Source organism: Caulobacter vibrioides, from assembly GCF_002310375.3.
In the GTDB taxonomy this organism is placed as follows: Bacteria; Pseudomonadota; Alphaproteobacteria; order Caulobacterales; family Caulobacteraceae; genus Caulobacter; species Caulobacter vibrioides_D.
In genome coordinates this window covers 2962269-2981978 of sequence record NZ_CP023315.3, presented here as the reverse complement: position 1 = coordinate 2981978, position 19710 = coordinate 2962269, and the positions used below count along the sequence as shown (strand labels likewise).

The following is a 19710-nucleotide window of genomic DNA, read 5'->3' as shown; positions in this document are numbered from 1 at the left end:
CGCTCAGGCGCGCGCACCTGAGGATGAGGGATTCAGTAGCGGGTTTCCTCATCCTGAGGTGCGAGCCTACGGCGAGCCTCGAAGGACGCACTGACGTGTCGCCGGGAGGGTTGGGTTTTGGGAGGGAGGCTCGAGACGGTTCACGCCCCTCGTCGGACGGTCGGAAAATCCTCCCCCCAGAGGGGGAGGAGGCCGAAGGCCGGAGGGGGAAGCGCCGCCGAGCCGGCCTCTTCCCCCTCCGTCGGCTTCGCCGACACCTCCCCCGCTGGGGGGAGGATTTGGTCCGCCACCCACCCTTCACGGACGGCCGCGAGGTCCGATTCTGGGCCGAGCCTCGCTAAGCCCTCATAGGGCTCCCCGCCTCACCGATACCGATACAACCTCACCCGCTGCACCCCGAACTCCGTCGGCGGCAGGCGGACGTGGCGGCCCTGGTGGGTCTGGTCGCCGTTTAGCCAGCGGCCGTCGACCCACTGGCCGGTCTCGAAGCGCAGCTCGCGCACAGTCTCCAGGCCCACTGACCCGTCCTTCGTGGCGAAGGTCAGGGTGATCCCGCGCCCCGCGACGATGAACTCATCCGGACCCGTCTGGATCACCAGGCCGCCGTGGCTGGCGAAGTCCTGGGCGTCCTTGGGCGTCCAGGGATCAACCACCGTCACCGTGAAGTCCCAGGGGCCGAAGCTGGCCTTGCGCGGGGTCAGGTCGACCGTGCCGTCATAGGCCACCGGGGCGCGGAAGCCGCGCATGGTCTTGCCGCCGTCGTGGGTGGTGATCAGGGGCGTCAGCTGGTCCAGCAGGCGATAGGCCGCGCCCAGGGTCTTCACGCCCTCGGGCGGCAGGTTCTCGATCGAAAACGGCGAGAAGCCGATCGCGTCGTGCTCGCCGATGGCCCAGAAGGCGTTGCCCGGGGCGGGCGTCTTGCCCGCCTGGTCGGCCTCGGGGATGAACAGCGGCTGGTCGGGCCGATCGTACGGCGGGACCCACTTGGTGAAGTCCGGATAGTAGATGTCGGGCGACAGCATGTCCAAGGACGGCGCGGCCGCGCGCCACAGGTCGATCAGGTGGGGCAGGGGACCGGCGCTGGGATAGCCGCCCGGAACCGCGCCCGGACGCGGCAGGGCCGCGTTGACGTACATCGGCAGGTCGTAGGCCTTCTTGCCGGCCGCCGTCAGCGCCTCGACGAAACGCCCGAAGGTCCAGGCCTGCCACAGCTCGTCGGTCGCGGCCGAGGCGCCGAACACCTCTTCCCAGGTCCCGGTCTTTTGGACGCCCAGCGCCTTGAGGGCGGCGGCGGGCACGGGTTTTCTGAAGTCAGCGTCGGCGGCCTTGGTGCGATCGCGCGCCTCCGACAGCATGCCGATCTCGTTCTCGACCTGGACCATCAGGACGGTGCGCTGCTGGCCGTCCACCGCCTTCAGGTGCGCCATCATTGCGGCGAAGGCCTTGGCGTCGGCGTCGCGGGTGGCCGGGTAGGACGCGCTGAGGATCTCGACCGCCTTGCCCTGCGCCGTGCGGGCGTAGGGGAAGCGGGCCGGATCGCGCTTCACCCAGGCCGGGGCGTAGGTCGACATGCTGTTCTTCCAGGCTCCGAACCACAGCAAGATCAGCCGCATGTCGTGGGCGCGGGCCTGCTGGATCATGCCGTCCAGCACCGTAAAGTCGAACTGGCCCTCGACGGGCTCGACCTGCTCCCAGGTCACCGGGGCCAGCACGGTGTTGAGGTTGGCCGCCTTCAGCACGGCCCAGTGGCCCGACAGGTCCTTGAGGTCCGAGCTCGAGGAATTGCCCAGCTCGCCGCCCAGGATCAGGTACGGCTTGTCGTCGACCAGCAGGCGATGGACGCCGTCGATCTTGGCGATCCGGGGCGCGGGCTCGGCCTGAGCGGACGTGGCGGCGAGGCCCAGCAGCAGGGCGGCGAGGGTGGGGGCGAGACAACGCATGACGCGGTCAGATGAGGACGGCGCACTTGTAAGATCAATCCGGAAAACGGCGAGGCGGCGAAAAATGGGAGCGGTATCGGGGGGGGCTGCGTCCTTCGAGGCGCGCTCAGGAGCGCGCACCTCAGGATGAGGGATTCAGTAGCGGGTTTCCTCATCCTGAGGTGCGAGCCGACGGCGAGCCTCGAAGGACGCACCGCGCTAAACGCCCGACCTCCCCGGCGAACGCCGGGGTCCAGATTCATCCCGGTAGGCTGGGGATGACGCGACATCGCTCAGGGCTTGGCCGATCGGCGTGAGGGGGTTCGATCTGGATCCCGGCGTTCGCCGGGAAGGTCGGATTTCTGGAGGGGTCTGGCGACTGGTCCAGGTCCTAGTCGGACGTCGGCGTCCCTGCGTCCTTCGAGGCGCGCTCAGGCGCGCGCACCTCAGGATGAGGGATTCAGTAGCGTGTTTCCCTCTCCCCTTGCGGGAGAGGGTGGCCGCCGAAGGCGGTCGGGTGAGGGGTCGCGCTTCGCTATCCTGAGAGGCTTTTCAACCCCTCATCCGACCTGCTGCGCAGGCCACCTTCTCCCGCAACGGGAGAAGGGCGCAGAACCCGCAAGCCCCTTTCCCACCAAAGCAACCCCCAATCCTGGGGGGTGTGCGGTGAACGGCGTTCCATGAGAGTTGCCGCAAAGCTTGTCCTGCCCCAAGCTTTGGATCGTATGCGCGTTTCATCTCCCACAACCCTGCTTCTTGGCGTCGTGCTGCTGTGCGTGGCGACGGCGCTGGCTGGCGTGTGGATGGCGATCAGCCCGCCGTGGCTGGGGGCGAGCTTCCAGGCGCGGCCCGACGGCGCCGTCGTCATCGCGCAGCTTGTTCCGGACGGCCCTCTGGCGCGGGCCGGGGCCAAGGTCGGCGACCGCTTGGCCGGGGTGGGGCCTGACCTGACCGCGCCGCCGCTGCTGGCTAGCGATACGGGCGCCTTCGAAGCCGCCGCCACCGAGCGCGCCCATCAGGCGGTGATGCGCCGACAGGCCGCCTTCGCCGACGCGCTGTCGGCGCGCCCGTTGGCGCTGCGCCTGGCCAGCGCCGACGGCGCCCCGCGCGCGGTGACCCTCGATGCGCGCATCAGGCCGCTGAGCCGCCTGGGCGCGGAGTTCTGGGCGAACCTCGCCTTTGGCCTGATCGCCACCCTGATCGTGGGCTGGGTGTGGGCCCTGCGGCCGCGCGATCTGGCCACCCAGCTCTTCGCCCTGACGGGCCTGTCGATGCTGGCCTTCACCTTCGGCTGGGCGGTCAACGCCAGCGTCGAGCTGGTCGCCCCGGGGCCGATGGCGGCGGGCGGACACCTGCTGAACATGATCGGCGCGGTGGCCTATGGCGGGGCGATGATCGCCTTCTTCCTGGTCTATCCGACGCGGGTCACCCGGCTGCCCGTGGCCTGGCTGGTCCCGCTGAGCGTGCTGGCCTGGGCCCTGACGCCGCTCTTGCCCGGCAATCCGCCACGGGAGAGCACCGGCCAGTCGGTGACCACGATCCAGATGGCCCTGATCATCGTCGCCATCGGCGTCCAGGCCTTCGCCAGCCGCAAGAACCCCGCCGCCATGGCCGCCGCCCGCTGGCTGGGCCTGTCGGTGATCCTGGGAGCCGGCGCCTTCATCGGCAATGTCGCCCTGCCGATCACCCTGGGGCGCGAGCCCTTCCTGGACACCCGCTTTTCGCTGGGCTTCTTCGTCGTCATCTATGTGGGCATGGCCGTGGGCCTGCGCCGCTATCGGCTGTTCGAGCTGGACCAGTGGGCGTTCCGGATCCTGTTCTACATCAGCGCCGGCGCGGCCTTGCTGGCGCTGGACGGCCTGCTGATCACGGCTCTGGGCGCGGCGCCCGGCGCGGCGCTGGGCCTGTCGCTGCTGGTCGTGGCCTTCGCCTATCTGCCGTTCCGCGACCTGCTGTGGCGGCTGACCCTGGGACGGCGGACGATGAAGGAGCACGAGATGTTCGCCGCCGTCGCCAAGGTGGCCCTGGTGCATGACGTCGAGGCCCGGGCCAAGGCCTGGCGCGATCTGCTGGCCAAGGTCTATGAGCCGCTGGAGGTGGCGCCCAGCGCCGCAGTCCGGGCGCGGGCCGAGATCCTGGAGGAGGGTGTCGGCCTGGGCTTGCCCGCCGCCGCTGGATCAACGGCTCTGGACCTGCGCTTTCCGTTCCGGGGGCGGGGCCTGTTCGGCACGGCCCAGGCCCAGCTGGCCGACCAGCTGGTGAGCCTGCTCGCCCAGATCGAGCAGGGCCGCGACGCCTACGCCCGGGGGGTGATCGAGGAGCGTCTGCGCATCGCTCGCGACCTGCATGACGACGTCGGCGCGCGCCTGTTGTCGGGCCTGCACCGCCAGGACCTTTCCCAGACCCGCGAGGCCATGCGCGGGGCCATCGGCGACCTGCGCTCGATCGTCTCGGGCCTGTCGGGGCGCGACCTGCCGCTGGAGGCGGTGCTGGCCGATCTTCGCCACGAGACCGCCGAGCGCCTGGACGCGGCCGGGATCGCCCTGGACTGGCCGCCGGTCGAGCTGGCCGATCCCGACCGCACCGCGCCCTACCGCGTCTACAAGAACCTGACCTCGGCCGTGCGCGAGGTGATCTCCAACGCCATTCGCCACGCCGGCGCCGCGCGGATCACCGTCGATGTTCGCGAAGCCGACGGCTGTCTGGTCGTGACCCTCGCCGACGACGGGGTGGGCCTGCCCGACACGCCGGGCGGTCGCCGCAGCGGCCTGGCCAACCTGGAGCGTCGCCTCGGTGAGATCGGCGGCCAGGTCGAGATTCCGCCGGTCGGCCGGGGCCTGACCATCCGCCTTTCCGCCCCGATCCCAGTGAGCGCCGCCGCATGACTTCGCCTGAAACCGCCCTTGTCCTGGAGGACCAGGCCGAGACCCGCGCGCACCTGCTGGCGGCCCTGTCCGAGGCCTTTCCGGGCGTGGTCGCGCGGGGCGCGGGGGATCTGGCCGAGGCGCGCTCGTTCCTCGACGGGGGGCGCCTGCCGGACCTGGCGCTGGTGGACCTGGGCCTGCCGGACGGTCGCGGGGTGGATTTCCTGCGTGATCTGGCCGAACGCTCGGGCGGCGCGACGCGCTCGGTGGTGGTGACCATCTATGCCGACGACGCCCACCTGTTCGACGCCATCGCGGCGGGGGCGGGCGGCTATCTGCTGAAGGACATGGGCCGCGCGGACCTGGTGCGCTATCTGCGGCGGCTGGAGGCGGGGGAGACGCCGCTGTCGCCGGCCGTGGCGCGCCGGATGCTCGACTATTTCCGCGCCCGTCCCGCGCCGCTCGCCGAGGTCGAGCCCGAGGCGGCCCTGACCCCGCGCGAGACCGAGGTGCTGCGCCTGATCGGCCGGGGCCTGCGCTCGGGCGAGGCGGCCAAGGTGATGGGCGTCACCGAACTGACCGTCGCCGGCTACGTCAAGGCCATCTACCGCAAGCTCAACATCTGCTCGCGGGCGGAGGCGGCGCTGGAGGCGCAGCGACGGGGGTTGGTTTAGAAAATCCTCCCCCCAGCGGGGGAGGTGTCGGACCGAAGGGACGACGGAGGGGGAAGAGGCGGGGCCAAGAGACTTCCCCCTCCGGCCTTCGGCCACCTCCCCCGCTGGGGGGAGGATTGGGGTGGGCGCTCAAATTTTCGCCGCGAAGTTCAGCGCAAGGATCGCTACGGTGTCGCTCACTGACACCAGCTTCGAGTCTCGAAAGACCCATGCGCCTTCTTGCTTCCCTGACCGTCACGGCCGCTCTCGCCGCCGCCGGCGCCGCCCATGCCCAGGTCACGCCTTCGGCCCCGCCGCAGCTGAACGCCGGCCCCTCGGCCGCCGCGACCGCCGGCAAGGCGTTCCTCGCCAACAACGCCAAGGCGCCGGGCGTGGTCAGCCTGCCGTCGGGCCTGCAGTACAAGGTCATCGCCTCGGGCCCCAAGGACGGCCCCTCGCCGAAGCTGGGCGATATCATCAAGGTCAACTACGAGGGCAAGCTGCTGAACGGGCAGGTTTTCGACAGCAGCTTCGCGCGCGGCAAGGCGGCGATCATGCCGGCCGACGGCCTGATCCGGGGCTGGCTGGAGGCCCTGCCGCTGATGAAGGTCGGCGACGAGTGGACGCTCTTCATCCCGGCTGAGCTGGGCTACGGCTCGCGCGACATGGGCGAGATCCCACCCGACAGCACCCTGGTGTTCCGCCTGAAGCTGGAGGGGATGCTGTCGGTGGATTGATGCAAGATCGGCTCTCCTCCCCCTTTGGGGGAGGGGGACCGGCGAACGCCGGTGGAGGGGCCCTGAGCGATGGCCTTGCATCCTGTGGCCGGCGGACTTCGCGCGCGTTCTGCTCCCGACAAGAAGAGGCTGAACCGTTCGGCTGGCCCCTCCACCGCCGTTCGGCGGTCCCCCTCCCCCAAAGGGGGAGGAGAGGTCGCAACTAGCCGCCCTTCCGGCTCTTCATCAGCGGCTGTATCTTCGTCCCGAAATCCTCCACCCCCTGGACGAAATCATCAAAGGTCAGCAGCACGCCGGCCGTGCCGGGGACCTGCGCGATCTCGTCCATCATGCGGGCGATGCTCTCATAGCTGCCGACCAGCGTGCCCATGTTCAGGTTCACCGCCGACTCTGGGGCGGCCAGTTGCTGGGTGTTGGTGGTCGCGCCGGCCTTGGCGTTGGGGGCGGCCTGTTGCGTGAGCCAGGCCAGGGCCTCCTGGTCGGCGCCGTCGCGGTACTTTTGCCACTTGGCCATCGCCTTCTCGTCGGTCTCGTCGGCGATGATCATGAACAGGATGAACGACTGGACGTCGCGGCCGGTTTTGGCGGCGGCGGCCTCCAGGCGGTGATTGACCGAGGCGAAGGCGGTCGGGGTGTTGGTCCCCTTGCCCAGGGCGAAGCTGTAGTCGGCGTACTGGGCCGTGAAGGCCAGGCCCTCGTCGGACGAGCCGGCGCAGATCAGCTTGGTCTCTTTCGGGTGCGGGCTGACCCGGCAGTCGTCCATGGTGAAGTACTTGCCCTTGAAGTCCGAAACGCCGGTCTCCAGCAGGTCCTTCAGCACGGTCGTGTATTCGGCCAGATAGTTGTAGCGGTCGGTATAGTGCGCCTCGCCGGGCCAGAGGCCCATCTGCGAATACTCGGCCTTCTGCCAGCCGGTGACCAGGTTCACGCCAAAGCGCCCGGGGGCGATCGAGTCGATGGTCGAGGCCATGCGCGCCACGATGGCCGGCGGGATGGTCAGGGTGGCCACGGTGGCGAAGATCTTGATCTTGGAGGTCACCGCGGCGAGACCCGCCATCAGGGTGAAGCTCTCCAGATTGTGCTCCCAGAACTGCGTCTTGCCGCCGAACCCGCGCAGCTTGATCATCGAGAGCGCGAAGTCGAAGCCGTACTTCTCGGCCTTCTGGGTGATCTCCTTGTTCAGCTCGAAGCTGGGCATGTACTGCGGCGAGGTCTCGGAGATGAGCCAGCCGTTGTTGCCGATGGGGATGAAGACGCCGACCTGCATGGGATTATGGACCTTCTGAAAATGGGAAATCCTCCCCCCAGCGGGGGAGGTGTCGGCTCGAAGAGACGACGGAGGGGGAAGCGGCAGGGGCAGCAGCACTTCCCCCTCCGGCGCTTCGCGCCACCTCCCCCGCTGGGGGGAGGATTTGCGGACGCACCATCACGTCCCCTCCAGAAACTTCACCAGAGCCTCGTTGAAGGTCTCCGGATCGGTGACGGTGAAGCCATGCCCGCCCCAGGCGACCTGCTGGAAGTCGGCGTTGGGCAGGCGGCCGGCCAGGCGTTGGGAGCAGAGCATCGGCACCAGCATGTCGTCGGCGCTGGCGCTGATCAGCACCCGGTGCGTGATCTCTTCCAGCCGCGCGTCGATGTCGAAGGCCAGCAGGGCGTTGATCCTGGCCAGCATCACCTCGCGCGGCGGGAAGGCGGCCACGTGGTGGGCCTCCTCGGCCATCAGCCGGGTGTGGTTCCGCGAGATCCAGTCGGCCGGATAGAGGAAGATCGGCTGGGCGTGGACATAGGCCTCAGGGCCCGTGTCGTTCAGTAGATGGAGGCGGGTGTCAAAGCAGCGCTTGATGTGCGGATCAGGCCGGCTCCAGCCGTTGACCACCACCAGCTTGCCCAGGCGATCGGGGTGGTCCAGCGCCAGTTGCAGCCCCGCATTGCCGCCCGCCGCGTGGCCGACCACGTGGGCCTTGGCCAGACCCAGGGCGTCCATGACCTTGACCATGTCATCGGCCATGTGGGCGAGCGTGTAGCGGGGCGGCAGGTCGCGAACGCTGCGGCCCGTGCCGCGATGATCATAGGTGACCACCGGCCAGCGCTGGGTCAGGGCCTGCATCTGCGGCGCCCAGAACGCGCCCGAGCCGCCCAGGCCCGACGACAACAGCACGACCTCGCGCCCGGCGACAGGACCGCCATGGAGTTCGTAGTGCAGGCCGTCGACGGTTCCGGTGGTCATGCGGCTACTTCTTGCCCACGTGCGCGACCGAGGCGATCTCGACCACGAAGCCCGGCTTCACCAGGCCGCACTGGATGCAATAGCGGGCCGGTTTGTCGCCGGGGAAGTACTCGGCATAGACCTTGTTCATCGGGGCGTAGTGGACCCAGTCGGTCAGGAAGATGTGGTTCATGGTCACGTCCTCCATCGTGCCGCCGGCGGTCTCGATCACCGACTTGATGGTCTCCAGCACCTGCCGGGTCTGGGCCTCGGCGTCGCCGGGGAAGGCGACGTTGTTGTCCTTGTCGAAGGCCAGGGTGCCGCTGACATAGACGATCCCGTCGGCCAGCGTGCCGGGCGAGAACGGGGCGATGGGCGTCTGGGTCCCGGGCGGGGTGATGACGGTCTTGGGCATGGGGGTCGTTCCTCTTCTAATTCCTAGAGCGTGTCATCCCGGCCGGACCCCGGCCTTGAGCCGGGGGGAGAGCCGGGACCGCCGGATACGCCGGCGCCTGTTGCGGTCCCGGCTCGGCGCGCTTCGCGCTTGGCCGGGATGACAGCTATTCGGTCGGCGCCAACTGCCCGAACGTCCCCTTGAAATCCGCCGTGGTCGACACCCAGCCGAAGAAGGTCTCGATGTTGAACAGGGCGGCTTTCTGGACGAAGTCGGGGCCCGCCTGGTGGGTGGCGTCCTCCAGCACGGTTCCGAAATATTCCAGCATGAAGCCGTCGCGCAGGGTCGACTCGACGCACACGTTCGTAGCGATGCCGACGAACACCAGATGGCGGATGCCGCGCGCCCGCAGCACGCTGTCCAGCTGGCTGTTGAAGAAGCCCGAGTAGCGGGTCTTGTGCAGGCGGATGTCGCCCGGCTGGGGCGTCAGATCGTCGACCAGCTCATAGTCCCACTGGCCGCGCGCCAAGAGCTTGCCCTGCAGCTCGGGGCGGGCGCGCATGGTCTTCAGCGCATTGGACTTCCACCAGTTGGGCGAGCCGGGACCGCCGGCCTCGACGTAGCCGTCGTCCCAGCCGTTCTGGAAATAGATCACGGTCATGCCGGCGCTGCGGGCCACCTCCAGCACGCCCTTGATCTCGTGGATCACCTTGGCCGCGCCCGAGATGTCGAAGCCCGCCAAATCCAGATAGCCGCCGGGCGAGGCGTAGGCGTTCTGCATGTCGATGACGATCACCGCCGTGGTCTTCGGGTCCACCGGCAGCGGCTCGGGCCGGGCCGGAAGCATGACGCAGCCAGGCGAGAGCGGGGTGATCGTTGAGGTCATCGGCGAGGGCTCCGATTGGGTCCGGCGTTCATGGAACACATTCGGCCGATCAACGCCAAGCCGGCGATGATCCTAAGACCTCGCGGCGGGCGCTGGCCGCCTGACGCGGCGCCTGCACAGTTCCCGCGCAGCTGGATCGTCCTTGTGCCGAGAAATCGAGGCTTGAGCCGCATCCTGCGAGCCTGAACGCCGCCAAGGCTCGCGGCCACGCCGCGCCCTGCTAGCCCTTAACGCACACCGCCGGTACGGCGGTTCGTGGGGATCTAGTTTCATGCAATCGGGCGCTCGCACGCCGACCCGGCGTCAGCTTCTTTCCGCCATCGCCAAGGTCGGCGGCACGGCGGCCCTTTACCAGGCCATGACCTCGCTGGGCCACGCGGCCGAGACGCGCTTTCCCGGCCCGCCCAACCTGCAAGGCGCGCGGCCGGGCGCCAGCGTCATCGTGCTGGGCGCGGGCCTTGCGGGCCTGTTGGCCGCGTTCGAGCTGCGCAAGGCCGGCTACAAGGTCACCATCCTAGAGTTCCAGAACCGGGCCGGCGGCCGCAACTGGTCGCTTCGCGGCGGCGACACCTACACTGAGCTGGGCGGCGCGACCCAGAAGGTCGGCTATGCGGCCGGTAACTATTTCAACCCCGGCCCCTGGCGCATTCCCCACCACCATCGGACCCTGCTGCACTACTGCAAGCAGTTCGGGGTGGCCCTGGAGCCGTTCATCCAGTTCAACCATTCGGGCTGGATCCACTCGTCCCAGGCCTTCGGCGGCAAGCCGGTGCGCTTCAACGCCGCCGCCGCCGACTTCGAGGGCAATATCGCCGAGCTCCTGGCCAAGTCGGTCAACGCCAAGGCCCTGGACGACGCTGTCACGCCCGAGGACCGCGAGCGCCTGCTGGAAGCCCTGAAGGGCTGGGGCATGCTGGACAAGGACTACAAGTACGCCGCCTCGCTGCGCACCTCGTCGCACCGGGGTTACAAGCGGCCCGGCGGCGGCGGCGTGGACGGCGCGCCGATCCCGTCCGACGACCTCTACAGCCTGCACGACGTCCTGGACCCGCAGGTCTGGACCTCGATGGGCTTCTTCATGAACCACGAGATGCAGACCACCATGTTCCAGCCGGTGGGCGGCATGGACATGATCGGCAAGGCCTTCGCCAAGCAGGTCGAGGGCCTGATCACCTACAACGCCAAGGTCAGCAAGATCGCCCAGGACGACAAGGGCGTGGTCGTCACCTACGCCGACACCGTCACGGGCAAGGTCACCGAGGCCAAGGGCGACTGGTGCGTCTGTACGATCCCGCTGGGGATTCTGGGCCAAATGGACCTGGCCGTCACCGACGAGATGATGGCCGCCATCAAGGCCGTGCCCTACTCGGGTCAGGTCAAGATGGGCCTGGAGATGAACCGTCGCTTCTGGGAGGAGGACGACGACATCTACGGCGGTCACAGCTTCACCGACCAGGAGATCGGCCTGATCTCCTATCCCAACAACAACCTGTTCCAGGACGGCCCGGCCGTGCTGCTGGGCGCCTTCGCCCGCGACCTCGGCGCCTTCCGCCTGGCCGGCATGACGCCCGAGCAGCGGATCGAGGTGGCCCTGGCCCAGGGCTCGGTGATCCATCCGGCGAGCTACCGCAAGGAGTTCCGGACCGGCGCCTCGGTGGCCTGGAGCCGCGTGCCCTGGACCCTGGGCTGCTGCGCCCGCTGGAACGAGGAGACGCGCAAGCAGCACTACCAGACCCTGGTGGCCATGGACCGCCGGATCGTCCTGGCCGGCGAGCACGCGTCTTACGTCGGCTGCTGGATGGAGGGGGCGCTGCTGTCGTCCCTCGACGCCATCACCCGCCTGCACAAACGCGCCCTGAGCGCCTGATCGGGAGCCCTGACATGCGGATGTCTCTTCTTCTGGCCGCGACCCTGGTCGCTGCTCCGGCCTTTGCCCAAGACTCGGCCGGCGGGGTGGTGCGGGCCGCCAAGCCCGTCACCGGCGAGCAGGTCTATGGCGCGGTCTGCCAGGCCTGCCACATGGCCGACGCCAAGGGCGCGGTCGGGGCGGGGACCATTCCGGGCCTCGCCTCAAACCCCAAGCTGGCCGGGGCGGCCTATCCGATCATGGTCGTGGCGCGCGGCCAAGGCGCCATGCCCGGCTTCGCCGGCACGCTCAGCAACGCCCAGATGGCCGAGGCGGTGACCTATGTCCGCACCCACTTCGGCAACAGCTACGCCAAGCCGGTGACGGAAGCGGACGTCGCCAAGTTCGCCAAGCCGCCGAGCGCCGGGGGGCATTAGAGACTTAAATCCTCCCCCCAGCGGGGGAGGTGGTCGCGCAGCGACCGGAGGGGGAAGTGCTGGAGAGCCTGCCTCTTCCCCCTCCGTCGCCCCTTCGGGTCGACACCTCCCCCGCTAGGGGGAGGATTTTGTTGAGCCTGGCTTCACGGTCTAAACAACGGGCGCGGAGGTCCCCAATCCTCCCCCCAGCGGGGGAGGTGGTCGCGCAGCGACCGGAGGGGGAAGTGCCGCTGACCTTGCCTCTTCCCCCTCCGTCGTCTCTTCGAGCCAACACCTCCCCCGCTGGGGGGAGGATTTTGACTACCCCAGCTTCACCACCCCATCGACCCGCCGCACCACGCCCAGCGGGTTCTGCGTCTTCAGCTCCGCCGGCAGCAGGGCTTCGGGCAGGTTCTGGTAGCTGACCGGGCGCAGGAACCTTGCAATCGCCAGGGTCCCGACCGAGGTCGTGCGGCCATCCGAGGTCGAGGGGAACGGGCCGCCGTGGACCATGGCGGGGGCTACCTCGACGCCGGTGCCGAAGCCGTTCACGAGAATGCGGCCGGCCTTCAGCTCCAGGGCGGGCAGCAGGGCGCCGGCGACGCCGTGGTCGGCTTCGTCCATATGGATGGCGATCGTCAGCTGGCCCTCGAGCGCGGCGATGACGGCTTCAAGCTCGGCCTGGCCCGCGCAGCGCACCACCAGCGAGGCGGCGCCGAACACCTCCTCGTGCAGGTGCGGGTTGGCCAGGAAGTCGGCGGCCGTGACGCTGAACAGGGCCGCGCGGCCGGTGTGGCTGCCGTCGGGACCGGGGACGCCGCGCGCCACGGTCGTGACCTCGGCCGCGTCGGTCAGGGCCGCGACCCCATGCGCGAAGGCCTGGCAGATGCCTGGCGTCAGCATCACCGAGGCCGGGGCGGCCGCGACGGCCTGGCCGGCGGCCTCGACGAAGGCGTCCAGTTCCGGGCCGTCGATGGCCAGGATCAGGCCGGGATTGGTGCAGAATTGGCCGGCCCCCAGCGTCAGGGCGGCCACGAAGTCCGGGGCGATCTTGTCGGCCCGCGCCTTCAGGGCGGCGGGCAGCAGGATCACCGGATTGATGCTGCTCATCTCGGCATAGAACGGGATCGGCTCGGGGCGGCCCTGGGCGATGGCCATCAAAGCCAGGCCCCCGCGGCGCGAGCCGGTGAAGCCGGCGGCCTTGATCCGCGCGTCGGCGACCAGGGCCTGGCCGACCTCATAGCCGCTGTCGTGGATCAGCGAGAACACGCCGGGGGGCAGGCCGCAGGCGGCGACGGCGGCCTGGATGGCGCGGCCGACCAGCTCCGAGGCGCCGGGGTGGGCCGGGTGCGCCTTGACGATGACCGGGCAGCCGGCCGCCAGGGCCGAGGCGGTGTCACCGCCGGCCACCGAGAAGGCCAGCGGGAAGTTGCTGGCCCCAAACACCGCCACCGGGCCCAGCGGCACGTTGCGCAGGCGCAGGTCCGGACGCGGCAGGGGCTTGCGGTCCGGCATGGCCGGGTCGATGCGGGCCTCCAGGAAGCCGCCGTCGCGCAGCACGCCGGCGAACAGGCGCAGCTGGCCCACGGTGCGGCCGCGCTCGCCTTCCAGGCGGGCGCGGGGCAGGCCGGTCTCGGCCATGGTGCGGACGATCAGATCATCGCCGATGGCCTCGATGTGCTCGGCGATCGACTCTAGGAACTGGGCGCGGGTCTCGTAGGGCAGGGACCGGTAGGGGCCGAAGGCTTCGGCGGCCAGGGCGCAGGCGGCCTCGACATCGGCCTTGGTCGCGCCGCCGAACGCCGGTTCCAGGGTCTCGCCCGTGGCCGGATTGACGCCCTTGATCTCGCCGTGGGTTCCCAAGCGGCGCTCGCCGCCGATCAGAAGCTCGCCCGTCAGATGCGCCATGGTCGTCCCGCTGGTTATGGAGTGGTGCCGCTATATGGGAGCGCTAACATGACATGTCCATGCGCGTTCGACGCAGTATAGCCAATTCGGCGCCCCCGGCGGGCCGGTTTTCGCGGCGACCTTGCCCGCCAAGGGCCTCGATGATGGGGATTGGCCAGGCTGAACGCTCTGAATAGGCGGGATAGAGTCGCGCGAATTCAGTGACTTGTCACTTTTACGCGCTCGCCAATCATCCGCGCCCGCTGGCGCCGTATCTTTGTGTCATGGCCGGAAGAAGCGACGAGGTCAGGGACTGGAGCGCGACGCTGCAGACCCGCCTCCAGGCGAAGATGGACACGCTCATCGCCGCCTTCGAAACCTCCACCGACCCCGCCGAACGCGCCCAGATCGAGAAGGACGCCCGCGCCTGCGGGGTCTTTGCACGATCGGTCAAGGCGGTGGCGACGATGGTCCCCGAGCCCAAAGCCAAACCCGCCGCCGACGAGGCGGCCGATGACGACGAGGCCTCCATGCATGACGGCATTCCGGACGACCCCGAAGAGCTTCAAGCCGCTCTTGTCGCCCGCTTCACTCGCTTCGCTGAGCTGCTCGAACTCAAGCGTCGAGATGATGAGGGCGTTGGCGACGGCGGTGGCGACCTTGGCCCCCGAGGATCAACAACGCCTGCTTAGCGCGGCGATGGCCGAGCCGCTGATCCATCAGCTCGCCTCGCCGTTCAGCCCGTGGTCCACCTGGCTGATGCTGGGCGGGCGCGGCGCGGGCAAGACCTTCGCTGGCGCGCGCTGGATCACCTGGAACGCCTTGGCCTATCCGAGCCAGGCGCTGATCGGTCCCACCCTGCACGACGTGCGCGAGGTGATGATCGAGGGGCCGTCAGGCCTGAGAGCCATGGGCGGACCCGTGTTCCGCCCCCGCTGGGAAGCCTCGCGCCGGCGCCTGGTCTGGCCCAACGGCGCGGTCGCCTACGCCTTCTCGGCGGAAGACCCGGAGTCCCTGCGCGGGCCGCAGTTCCACGCCGCCTGGGCCGACGAGTTCTGCGCTTGGCCAAAGCCCGCCGAGACCCTGGCCATGCTGCGCTTTGGTCTGCGCCTGGGCGAGGATCCGCGCCTTGTCGTCACCACCACGCCCAAGCCGCACCGGGCGCTCAAGACCCTGATGGCCGAGCCCGGCGTTGCCCTGACCCGCGCCGGCACCCAAGCCAACGCCGGCAACCTGGCGCCCGCCTTCCTGCGCACGCTGGAGAGCCTCTACGGCGGCACCCGCCTGGCGGCCCAGGAGCTGGACGGCGTCGTCGTCGAGACCGACGGCGGCCTCTTCCGCGCCGAGGACCTGGCGAGGTGCCGCGCCGCGCGGCCGGCGCGCCTGGACCGCGTGGTCGTGGCCGTCGACCCGCCGGCCACCGCCACGGGCGACGCCTGCGGCATCGTGGTGGTCGGCCGCCGCGACGACCGCGCCTTCGTCCTGGCCGACGAGACCGCGCGGGGGTTGTCTCCCGCCGGCTGGGCCGGGCGGGCGGTGGCGGCCGCGCGCACCTGGACCGCCGACGCCCTCGTGGCCGAGGCCAACCAGGGCGGCGACATGGTCCGCTCGGTGCTGGCCCAGGCCGATCCGCCGTGCCGCGTGAAACTGGTTCGCGCCTCGGTGGGAAAACGCGCCCGCGCCGAGCCGGTGGCGGCCCTGTACGAGCAAGGCCGGGTCCTGCACTGCGGCGCGTTCGTAGCGCTGGAGGAGGAGCTGATGGCCCTGGGCTCCGGCGACCTGGAACACAGCCCCGACCGCGCGGATGCGCTGGTCTGGGCGGTGAGCGAGCTGATGCTGGGCGAGGTGAGGCGGCCAAGGCTTAGGGCGCTCTAATAAAAAATCCTCCCCCCAGCGGGGGAGGTGGTCCGAAGGACCGGAGGGGGAAGAGGCCTGGCCAGCAGAACTTCCCCCTCCGTCGTCCCTATGGGCCGACACCTCCCCCGCGAGGGGGAGGATTTTGTTTCCACGGACGCGCGGCCTCTAGGACAGTCGCCAACGTATCGTCTACCGACCGTAAGACTTCGCTCGCCGGAATCCGCAGCGTATGGACGCCGCGTTCGGCCAGTCGCGTGTCACGGATCTCGTCCTGCTCAGGACGATCCGCCGTCGCGTGGGACCAGCCGTCGATTTCGACCGCCAGGTGAGCGGCCGGGCAATAGAAGTCGAGCACATACGGCCCGATCGGATGCTGGCGGCGGAACTTCAGGCCATCGAGGCGTCCGCCTCGCAGGCCGTTCCACAACAGCACCTCGGGCAACGACATCTGGCGTCGCAGCGTCCTTGCCTGGGCGATGCAAGGTTTCTCGGGTCGTTTCACGTCCCCCTCCGTCGGCTTCGCCGACACCTCCCCCGCTAGGGGAAGGCGTTGATCTACGCCTTCCCCACCACCCTACATTGTTCACTCTTCGTTCTCAACTCCATCCCCCCGGAGCGCACCCCCATGCTCTTCTCCAAACCGCGCCCGCCTGAGGCCAAGGACTCCCGCGCTGCGCGGCTGATCGCGCTCACTACCGGCGGGCGGCCGCAGTGGACGCCCAGGGACTATGGCGCGCTGGCCGCCGAGGGGTTCGCCAAGAACCCGGTGGCCTATCGCTGCGTGCGGATGATCGCCGAGGCCGCCGCCGCCACGCCGCTCGCGGTGTTTGTCGAGGGCCGGCGCGCCGATGATCACCCGCTGAAGCGCCTGCTCGACCGGCCCAATCCCGAACAGGGCGGGCCTGATTTGATGGAGGCGTTCTTTGGTAACCTCCAGGTGGCCGGCAACGCCTATCTGGAGGCGGCGGGCGAGGGCGCTGAGAATAGGTCCATTGGCGAGCTCTACGCCCTGCGGCCCGACCGGATGACCGTGGTTCCTGGGCCGCGCGGCTGGCCGCTGGCCTATGACTATCAGGCCGCCGGGCGCACGGTGCGGATCGGGCGCGACGGCGACGGCTGGCTGCCGGTGCTGCATCTGAAGCTGTTCAATCCGACCAACGACCACTACGGCCTCTCGCCGCTGGAGGCCGCCGCCTTCGCGATCGACGTGCACAACGCCTCCAGCGCCTGGAACAAGGCGCTGTTGGACAATTCGGCCCGGCCTTCCGGCGCGCTCGTCTATTCGAGCAAAGACGCCGGCGACCGCCTGACCGACGAGCAGTTCGACCGGCTGAAAACCGAGCTGGCCAACGCCCACTCAGGGACCGCCAACGCCGGCCGGCCGCTGCTCCTGGAGGGCGGGCTCGACTGGCGGGCCATGTCGCTCAGCCCAGCCGAGATGGACTTCACGCAAGGCAAGCACGCCGCCGCCCGCGAGATCGCCCTGGCGTTCGGGGTGCCGCCGCAGCTCTTGGGCATTCCCGGCGACAACACCTACGCCAACTATCGCGAGGCCAACGCCGCCTTCTGGCGCGGCACGGTGGTTCCGCTGGCCCAGCGCGCGGCGCGGGCCCTGACCGGCTGGCTGGGGGCGAAGGTCCCCGGCGCGACGATCGCCCCGGACCTCGACGCCGTCCCGGCCTTGTCGGCCGAGCGCGACGCCCTGTGGGGGCGGTTGCAGGCGGCGAGCTTCCTCACCGACGCCGAGCGCCGGCGGCTGGCGGGGTTGGAGCAGTAAAATCCTCCCCCCGTGGGGGAGGCGGCCGAAGGCCGGAGGGGGGCGTGCTGCGGAGCCTGTTTCTTCCCCCTCCGTCCGCTTCGCGGACACCTCCCCCGCTGGGGGGAGGATTTGGAGATTCCCATGACCCAACCCACCCGCTGGCGGCTGGACCGCCAGGTGTCGGCCGCTGTGCTGGTCACCGTGTTCCTGCAGGCGGCCGCCGCGCTGCTGTGGGCCGGCAAGGCCGCCGCGCGGATCGACGAGATGCAGCGCCGGCTCGAAGCCCAGGCCCCGGTCGCCGAGCGCCTGGCCCGCCTGGAAGCCCAGGCCGAGGCCGCTCGCCAGAGCCTGATCCGCATCGAGGCCCGACTGGAGCGCGGCCATGACGGATGAGCTGAAGATCGAGGGCTACGCCTCGCTGTTCTGGACCCGCGACCTCAATGACGACGTCACCGCCGCCGGGGCCTTCGCCGAGAGCCTGGCGGCCGGCGCGCCCGTGATGATGCTGCACCAGCATGACGAGGCCGAGCCGATCGGCGTCTGGGACGCGGTGGTCGAAGACGCCAAGGGGCTGTTCGTGCGCGGCCGGATTTTGCGGACCACCCCGCGCGGGACCTTGGTCGCCGCCCTGGTCGAGGCCGGGGCGCTGGATGGCCTGTCGATCGGCTTTCGCCAGGTGAAGGCGCGCACGCAAGGCCGCCTGCGGGTGCTGTCCCGCGTCGAGCTCTGGGAGGTGTCGATCGTGACTTTTCCGATGCTGCCCCAAGCCCGCCTGAGTTGGGCGCGGCTCTCAAGATCCTCCCCCTAGCGGGGGAGGTGGCCCGCAGGGCCGGAGGGGGATGTTGTCCTGGCTCGGCTTCTTCCCCCTCCGTCGTCCCTGCGGGCCGACACCTCCCCCGCTGGGGGGAGGATTTTCTTTCATCTCCGGAGATCCCCATGAAGGAAACCAAACACGCGGCCTCGCCCGAGGCCCGCGCGGCGCTGGCTGATGTCTTGTCGGCGTTCGAGAGCTTCAAGGCCGCCAACGACGCGCGCCTGGCCGCCATCGAGACCAAGCGGGCCGATGTGCTGCTGGAAGAAAAGGTCGGCCGCATCGACGAGGCGGTCAGCCGCGCCCAGGATCGCCTCGACCGCATCATGGCCGACCTGCGTCGCCCGGCCCTCAGCGGCGAGGCGCCGGTGGCGCATGTCGACGAGCGCAAGGCCGCCTTCGACCGCTATGTGAAGACCGGCGAGACCCCGGCGGCCTTGCTGGAAGCCAAGGGTCTGTCGGAGGGCGTCGCCACGGCCGGCGGCTATGTCGCCCCGCCGGAGCTGGAGCGGCTGATCCTGCGACGTCTGGCCGCCACCAGCCCGATGCGCGAGATCTGCCAGGTGCGGACCATCGGCGCGGGAACCTTCCGCAAGCCGGTGTCGCCCACGGGTCTGGCCGCCGCCTGGGTGGCCGAGACCGCCGCGCGGCCCGAGACCACGGCGCCTACGCTCGACGTCATCGACTTCCCGGCCGGCGAGCTCTACGCCAGCCCGGCCGCCACCCAGGCCCTGCTGGACGACGCCTATGTCAGCATCGACGAGTGGCTGGCCGAGGAAGTGCAGGACGCCTTCGCCGCCCAGGAGACCACGGCCTTTGTCACCGGCGACGGGGTCAACAAGCCCAAGGGCCTCCTGGCCTACACCGCCGCGCCGGAGGCCAGCTACACCTGGGGCCAGCTCGGCTATCTGGCGACCGGCGTCGCCGGCGGTTGGACGGCGTCGAACCCGACCGACAAGCTGATCGACCTGATCTACGCCACCAAGACCCAGTACCGCCAGAACGGCCGCTTCGTGATGAACCGCCGCACGGTCAGCGCCGTACGCAAGTTCAAGGACGCCCAAGGCAACTACATCTGGAACGCGGCGCTGCAGCCGGGGCAGTCGGCGAGCCTGCTGGGCTTCCCGGTCACCGAGATCGAGGCCATGCCCGACGTGGCCGCCAACGCCCTGGCCGTGGCGTTCGGCGACTTCGAGAAGGGCTATCTGATCGTCGACCGCGCCGGGGTGCGGGTGCTGCGCGACCCCTATTCGGCCAAGCCGCACGTCTTGTTCTACACCACCAAGCGCGTCGGCGGCGGCGTGCAGAACTTTGACGCGGTGAAGCTGCTGAAGTTCGCGGCGAGCTAGGTCGGCCTTAGCGCCCCCTCAGTCTCGCCGCGTATTCGCGGCGATCCACCTCCCCCGTTTCTCGGGGGAGGATGAAACGTCCCCCATCCTCCCTCGCGTAGCGGGGGAGGTGGCGCGGCGCGATTT

Annotated in this window: 17 protein-coding genes and 7 pseudogenes; 15 read left to right on the top strand and 9 right to left on the bottom strand. The window is 69.7% G+C overall.

Going from position 1 to position 19710, the window contains the following annotated elements:
• Positions 1 to 117: 117 nt before the first annotated feature.
• Positions 118 to 284: pseudogene (locus tag CA606_RS20645) on the top strand (hypothetical protein); the annotation flags it as partial.
• Between the two features lie 78 nt (positions 285 to 362).
• Here the strand turns inward: CA606_RS20645 and CA606_RS14130 are convergent.
• Positions 363 to 2068: pseudogene (locus tag CA606_RS14130) on the bottom strand (DUF5597 domain-containing protein).
• Positions 2069 to 2644: 576 nt separating this feature from the next.
• Between CA606_RS14130 and CA606_RS14125 the strand changes: the two are divergent.
• Together CA606_RS14125 and CA606_RS14120 are read left to right on the top strand one after the other, a co-directional pair.
• Positions 2645 to 4804: an ATP-binding protein gene (locus CA606_RS14125; protein ID WP_096050548.1), complete on the top strand. Its 2160-nt coding sequence runs from the start codon at positions 2645 to 2647 to the stop codon at positions 4802 to 4804.
• Positions 4801 to 5457 (top strand): response regulator, encoded by a 657-nt coding sequence (locus tag CA606_RS14120; RefSeq protein WP_096050549.1) that lies wholly within the window; start codon positions 4801 to 4803, stop codon positions 5455 to 5457. Before CA606_RS14125 ends, CA606_RS14120 begins: the two co-directional genes overlap by 4 nt.
• Here CA606_RS14120 and CA606_RS14115 read toward each other — a convergent pair.
• A pseudogene (locus CA606_RS14115) lies at positions 5455 to 5576 on the bottom strand (peptidase); the annotation flags it as partial. The gene CA606_RS14120 and the pseudogene CA606_RS14115 sit on opposite strands and share 3 nt — an antisense overlap.
• Before the next feature lie 90 nt (positions 5577 to 5666).
• Between CA606_RS14115 and CA606_RS14110 the strand changes: the two are divergent.
• Positions 5667 to 6173 (top strand): FKBP-type peptidyl-prolyl cis-trans isomerase, encoded by a 507-nt coding sequence (locus tag CA606_RS14110; protein WP_096050550.1) that lies wholly within the window; start codon positions 5667 to 5669, stop codon positions 6171 to 6173.
• A gap of 12 nt (positions 6174 to 6185) precedes the next feature.
• Here the strand turns inward: CA606_RS14110 and CA606_RS20640 are convergent.
• A pseudogene (locus CA606_RS20640) lies at positions 6186 to 6254 on the bottom strand (hypothetical protein); the annotation flags it as partial.
• A gap of 53 nt (positions 6255 to 6307) precedes the next feature.
• On the opposite strand from CA606_RS20640, the pseudogene CA606_RS20175 reads away from it, so the two are divergent.
• Positions 6308 to 6379, top strand: a pseudogene (locus CA606_RS20175) (hypothetical protein); the annotation flags it as partial.
• On the opposite strand, the gene rutA reads toward CA606_RS20175, so the two are convergent.
• The 4 genes from rutA to rutB all read right to left on the bottom strand — a co-directional run bounded on the left by rutA (position 6376) and on the right by rutB (position 9659).
• Positions 6376 to 7440, bottom strand: coding sequence for a pyrimidine utilization protein A (gene rutA, locus CA606_RS14105; RefSeq protein WP_096050552.1), 1065 nt, complete (start codon positions 7438 to 7440; stop codon positions 6376 to 6378). The pseudogene CA606_RS20175 and the gene rutA sit on opposite strands and share 4 nt — an antisense overlap.
• Positions 7441 to 7599: 159 nt before the next feature.
• Entirely contained in the window at positions 7600 to 8400 is an 801-nt protein-coding gene (gene rutD / locus CA606_RS14100) for a pyrimidine utilization protein D (protein ID WP_096050553.1), read from the bottom strand.
• 4 nt (positions 8401 to 8404) lie between these two features.
• Entirely contained in the window at positions 8405 to 8794 is a 390-nt protein-coding gene (rutC, locus tag CA606_RS14095; RefSeq protein ID WP_096050554.1) for a pyrimidine utilization protein C, read from the bottom strand.
• A gap of 145 nt (positions 8795 to 8939) precedes the next feature.
• The gene (gene rutB, locus CA606_RS14090; RefSeq protein WP_096050555.1) at positions 8940 to 9659 is read right to left on the bottom strand and encodes a pyrimidine utilization protein B; all 720 of its coding nucleotides are present in this window, start codon (positions 9657 to 9659) and stop codon (positions 8940 to 8942) included.
• A gap of 271 nt (positions 9660 to 9930) precedes the next feature.
• Between rutB and CA606_RS14085 the strand changes: the two genes are divergently transcribed.
• Positions 9931 to 11526 (top strand): flavin monoamine oxidase family protein, encoded by a 1596-nt coding sequence (locus tag CA606_RS14085; protein ID WP_096050556.1) that lies wholly within the window; start codon positions 9931 to 9933, stop codon positions 11524 to 11526.
• Positions 11527 to 11540: 14 nt separating this feature from the next.
• Entirely contained in the window at positions 11541 to 11942 is a 402-nt protein-coding gene (locus tag CA606_RS14080) for a c-type cytochrome (RefSeq protein WP_096050557.1), read from the top strand.
• A gap of 300 nt (positions 11943 to 12242) precedes the next feature.
• On the opposite strand, the gene CA606_RS14075 is transcribed toward CA606_RS14080, so the two are convergent.
• Positions 12243 to 13829, bottom strand: coding sequence for an aldehyde dehydrogenase (NADP(+)) (locus CA606_RS14075; RefSeq protein ID WP_096050558.1), 1587 nt, complete (start codon positions 13827 to 13829; stop codon positions 12243 to 12245).
• Between the two features lie 263 nt (positions 13830 to 14092).
• Here CA606_RS14075 and CA606_RS20165 point away from each other — a divergent pair, with 263 nt between their 5' ends.
• Positions 14093 to 14500 carry a hypothetical protein gene (locus tag CA606_RS20165; RefSeq protein WP_233282155.1) on the top strand — a complete coding sequence of 136 codons (408 nt, stop codon included), beginning with the start codon at positions 14093 to 14095 and terminating at the stop codon, positions 14498 to 14500.
• Complete coding sequence (locus CA606_RS14070; RefSeq protein ID WP_233282154.1) at positions 14385 to 15683, top strand: DNA-packaging protein; 1299 nt, start codon at positions 14385 to 14387, stop codon at positions 15681 to 15683. The genes CA606_RS20165 and CA606_RS14070 overlap by 116 nt, the downstream gene beginning before the upstream one ends.
• 88 nt (positions 15684 to 15771) lie before the next feature.
• Here the strand turns inward: CA606_RS14070 and CA606_RS14065 are convergent, their stop codons facing one another.
• A complete protein-coding gene (locus CA606_RS14065; RefSeq protein WP_233282153.1) occupies positions 15772 to 16167 on the bottom strand; it encodes an endonuclease domain-containing protein in 396 nt (131 codons plus the stop codon).
• 123 nt (positions 16168 to 16290) lie between these two features.
• Between CA606_RS14065 and CA606_RS14060 the strand changes: the two genes are divergently transcribed.
• The 6 genes and pseudogenes from CA606_RS14060 (at position 16291) to CA606_RS14045 (ending at position 19584) form a co-directional block, all read left to right on the top strand.
• The gene (locus CA606_RS14060; protein WP_096050560.1) at positions 16291 to 17442 is read left to right on the top strand and encodes a phage portal protein; all 1152 of its coding nucleotides are present in this window, start codon (positions 16291 to 16293) and stop codon (positions 17440 to 17442) included.
• Between the two features lie 7 nt (positions 17443 to 17449).
• Positions 17450 to 17566, top strand: a pseudogene (locus tag CA606_RS20160) (hypothetical protein); the annotation flags it as partial.
• Positions 17566 to 17817 (top strand): hypothetical protein, encoded by a 252-nt coding sequence (locus tag CA606_RS14055; RefSeq protein WP_096050561.1) that lies wholly within the window; start codon positions 17566 to 17568, stop codon positions 17815 to 17817. The pseudogene CA606_RS20160 and the gene CA606_RS14055, both read left to right, overlap by 1 nt.
• Positions 17807 to 18232 (top strand): HK97 family phage prohead protease, encoded by a 426-nt coding sequence (locus tag CA606_RS14050; RefSeq protein WP_096050562.1) that lies wholly within the window; start codon positions 17807 to 17809, stop codon positions 18230 to 18232. The genes CA606_RS14055 and CA606_RS14050 overlap by 11 nt, the downstream gene beginning before the upstream one ends.
• A pseudogene (locus CA606_RS20635) lies at positions 18233 to 18342 on the top strand (peptidase); the annotation flags it as partial.
• 18 nt (positions 18343 to 18360) lie between these two features.
• A complete protein-coding gene (locus CA606_RS14045; protein WP_096050563.1) occupies positions 18361 to 19584 on the top strand; it encodes a phage major capsid protein in 1224 nt (407 codons plus the stop codon).
• The last annotated feature ends 126 nt before the right edge of the window (positions 19585 to 19710 follow it).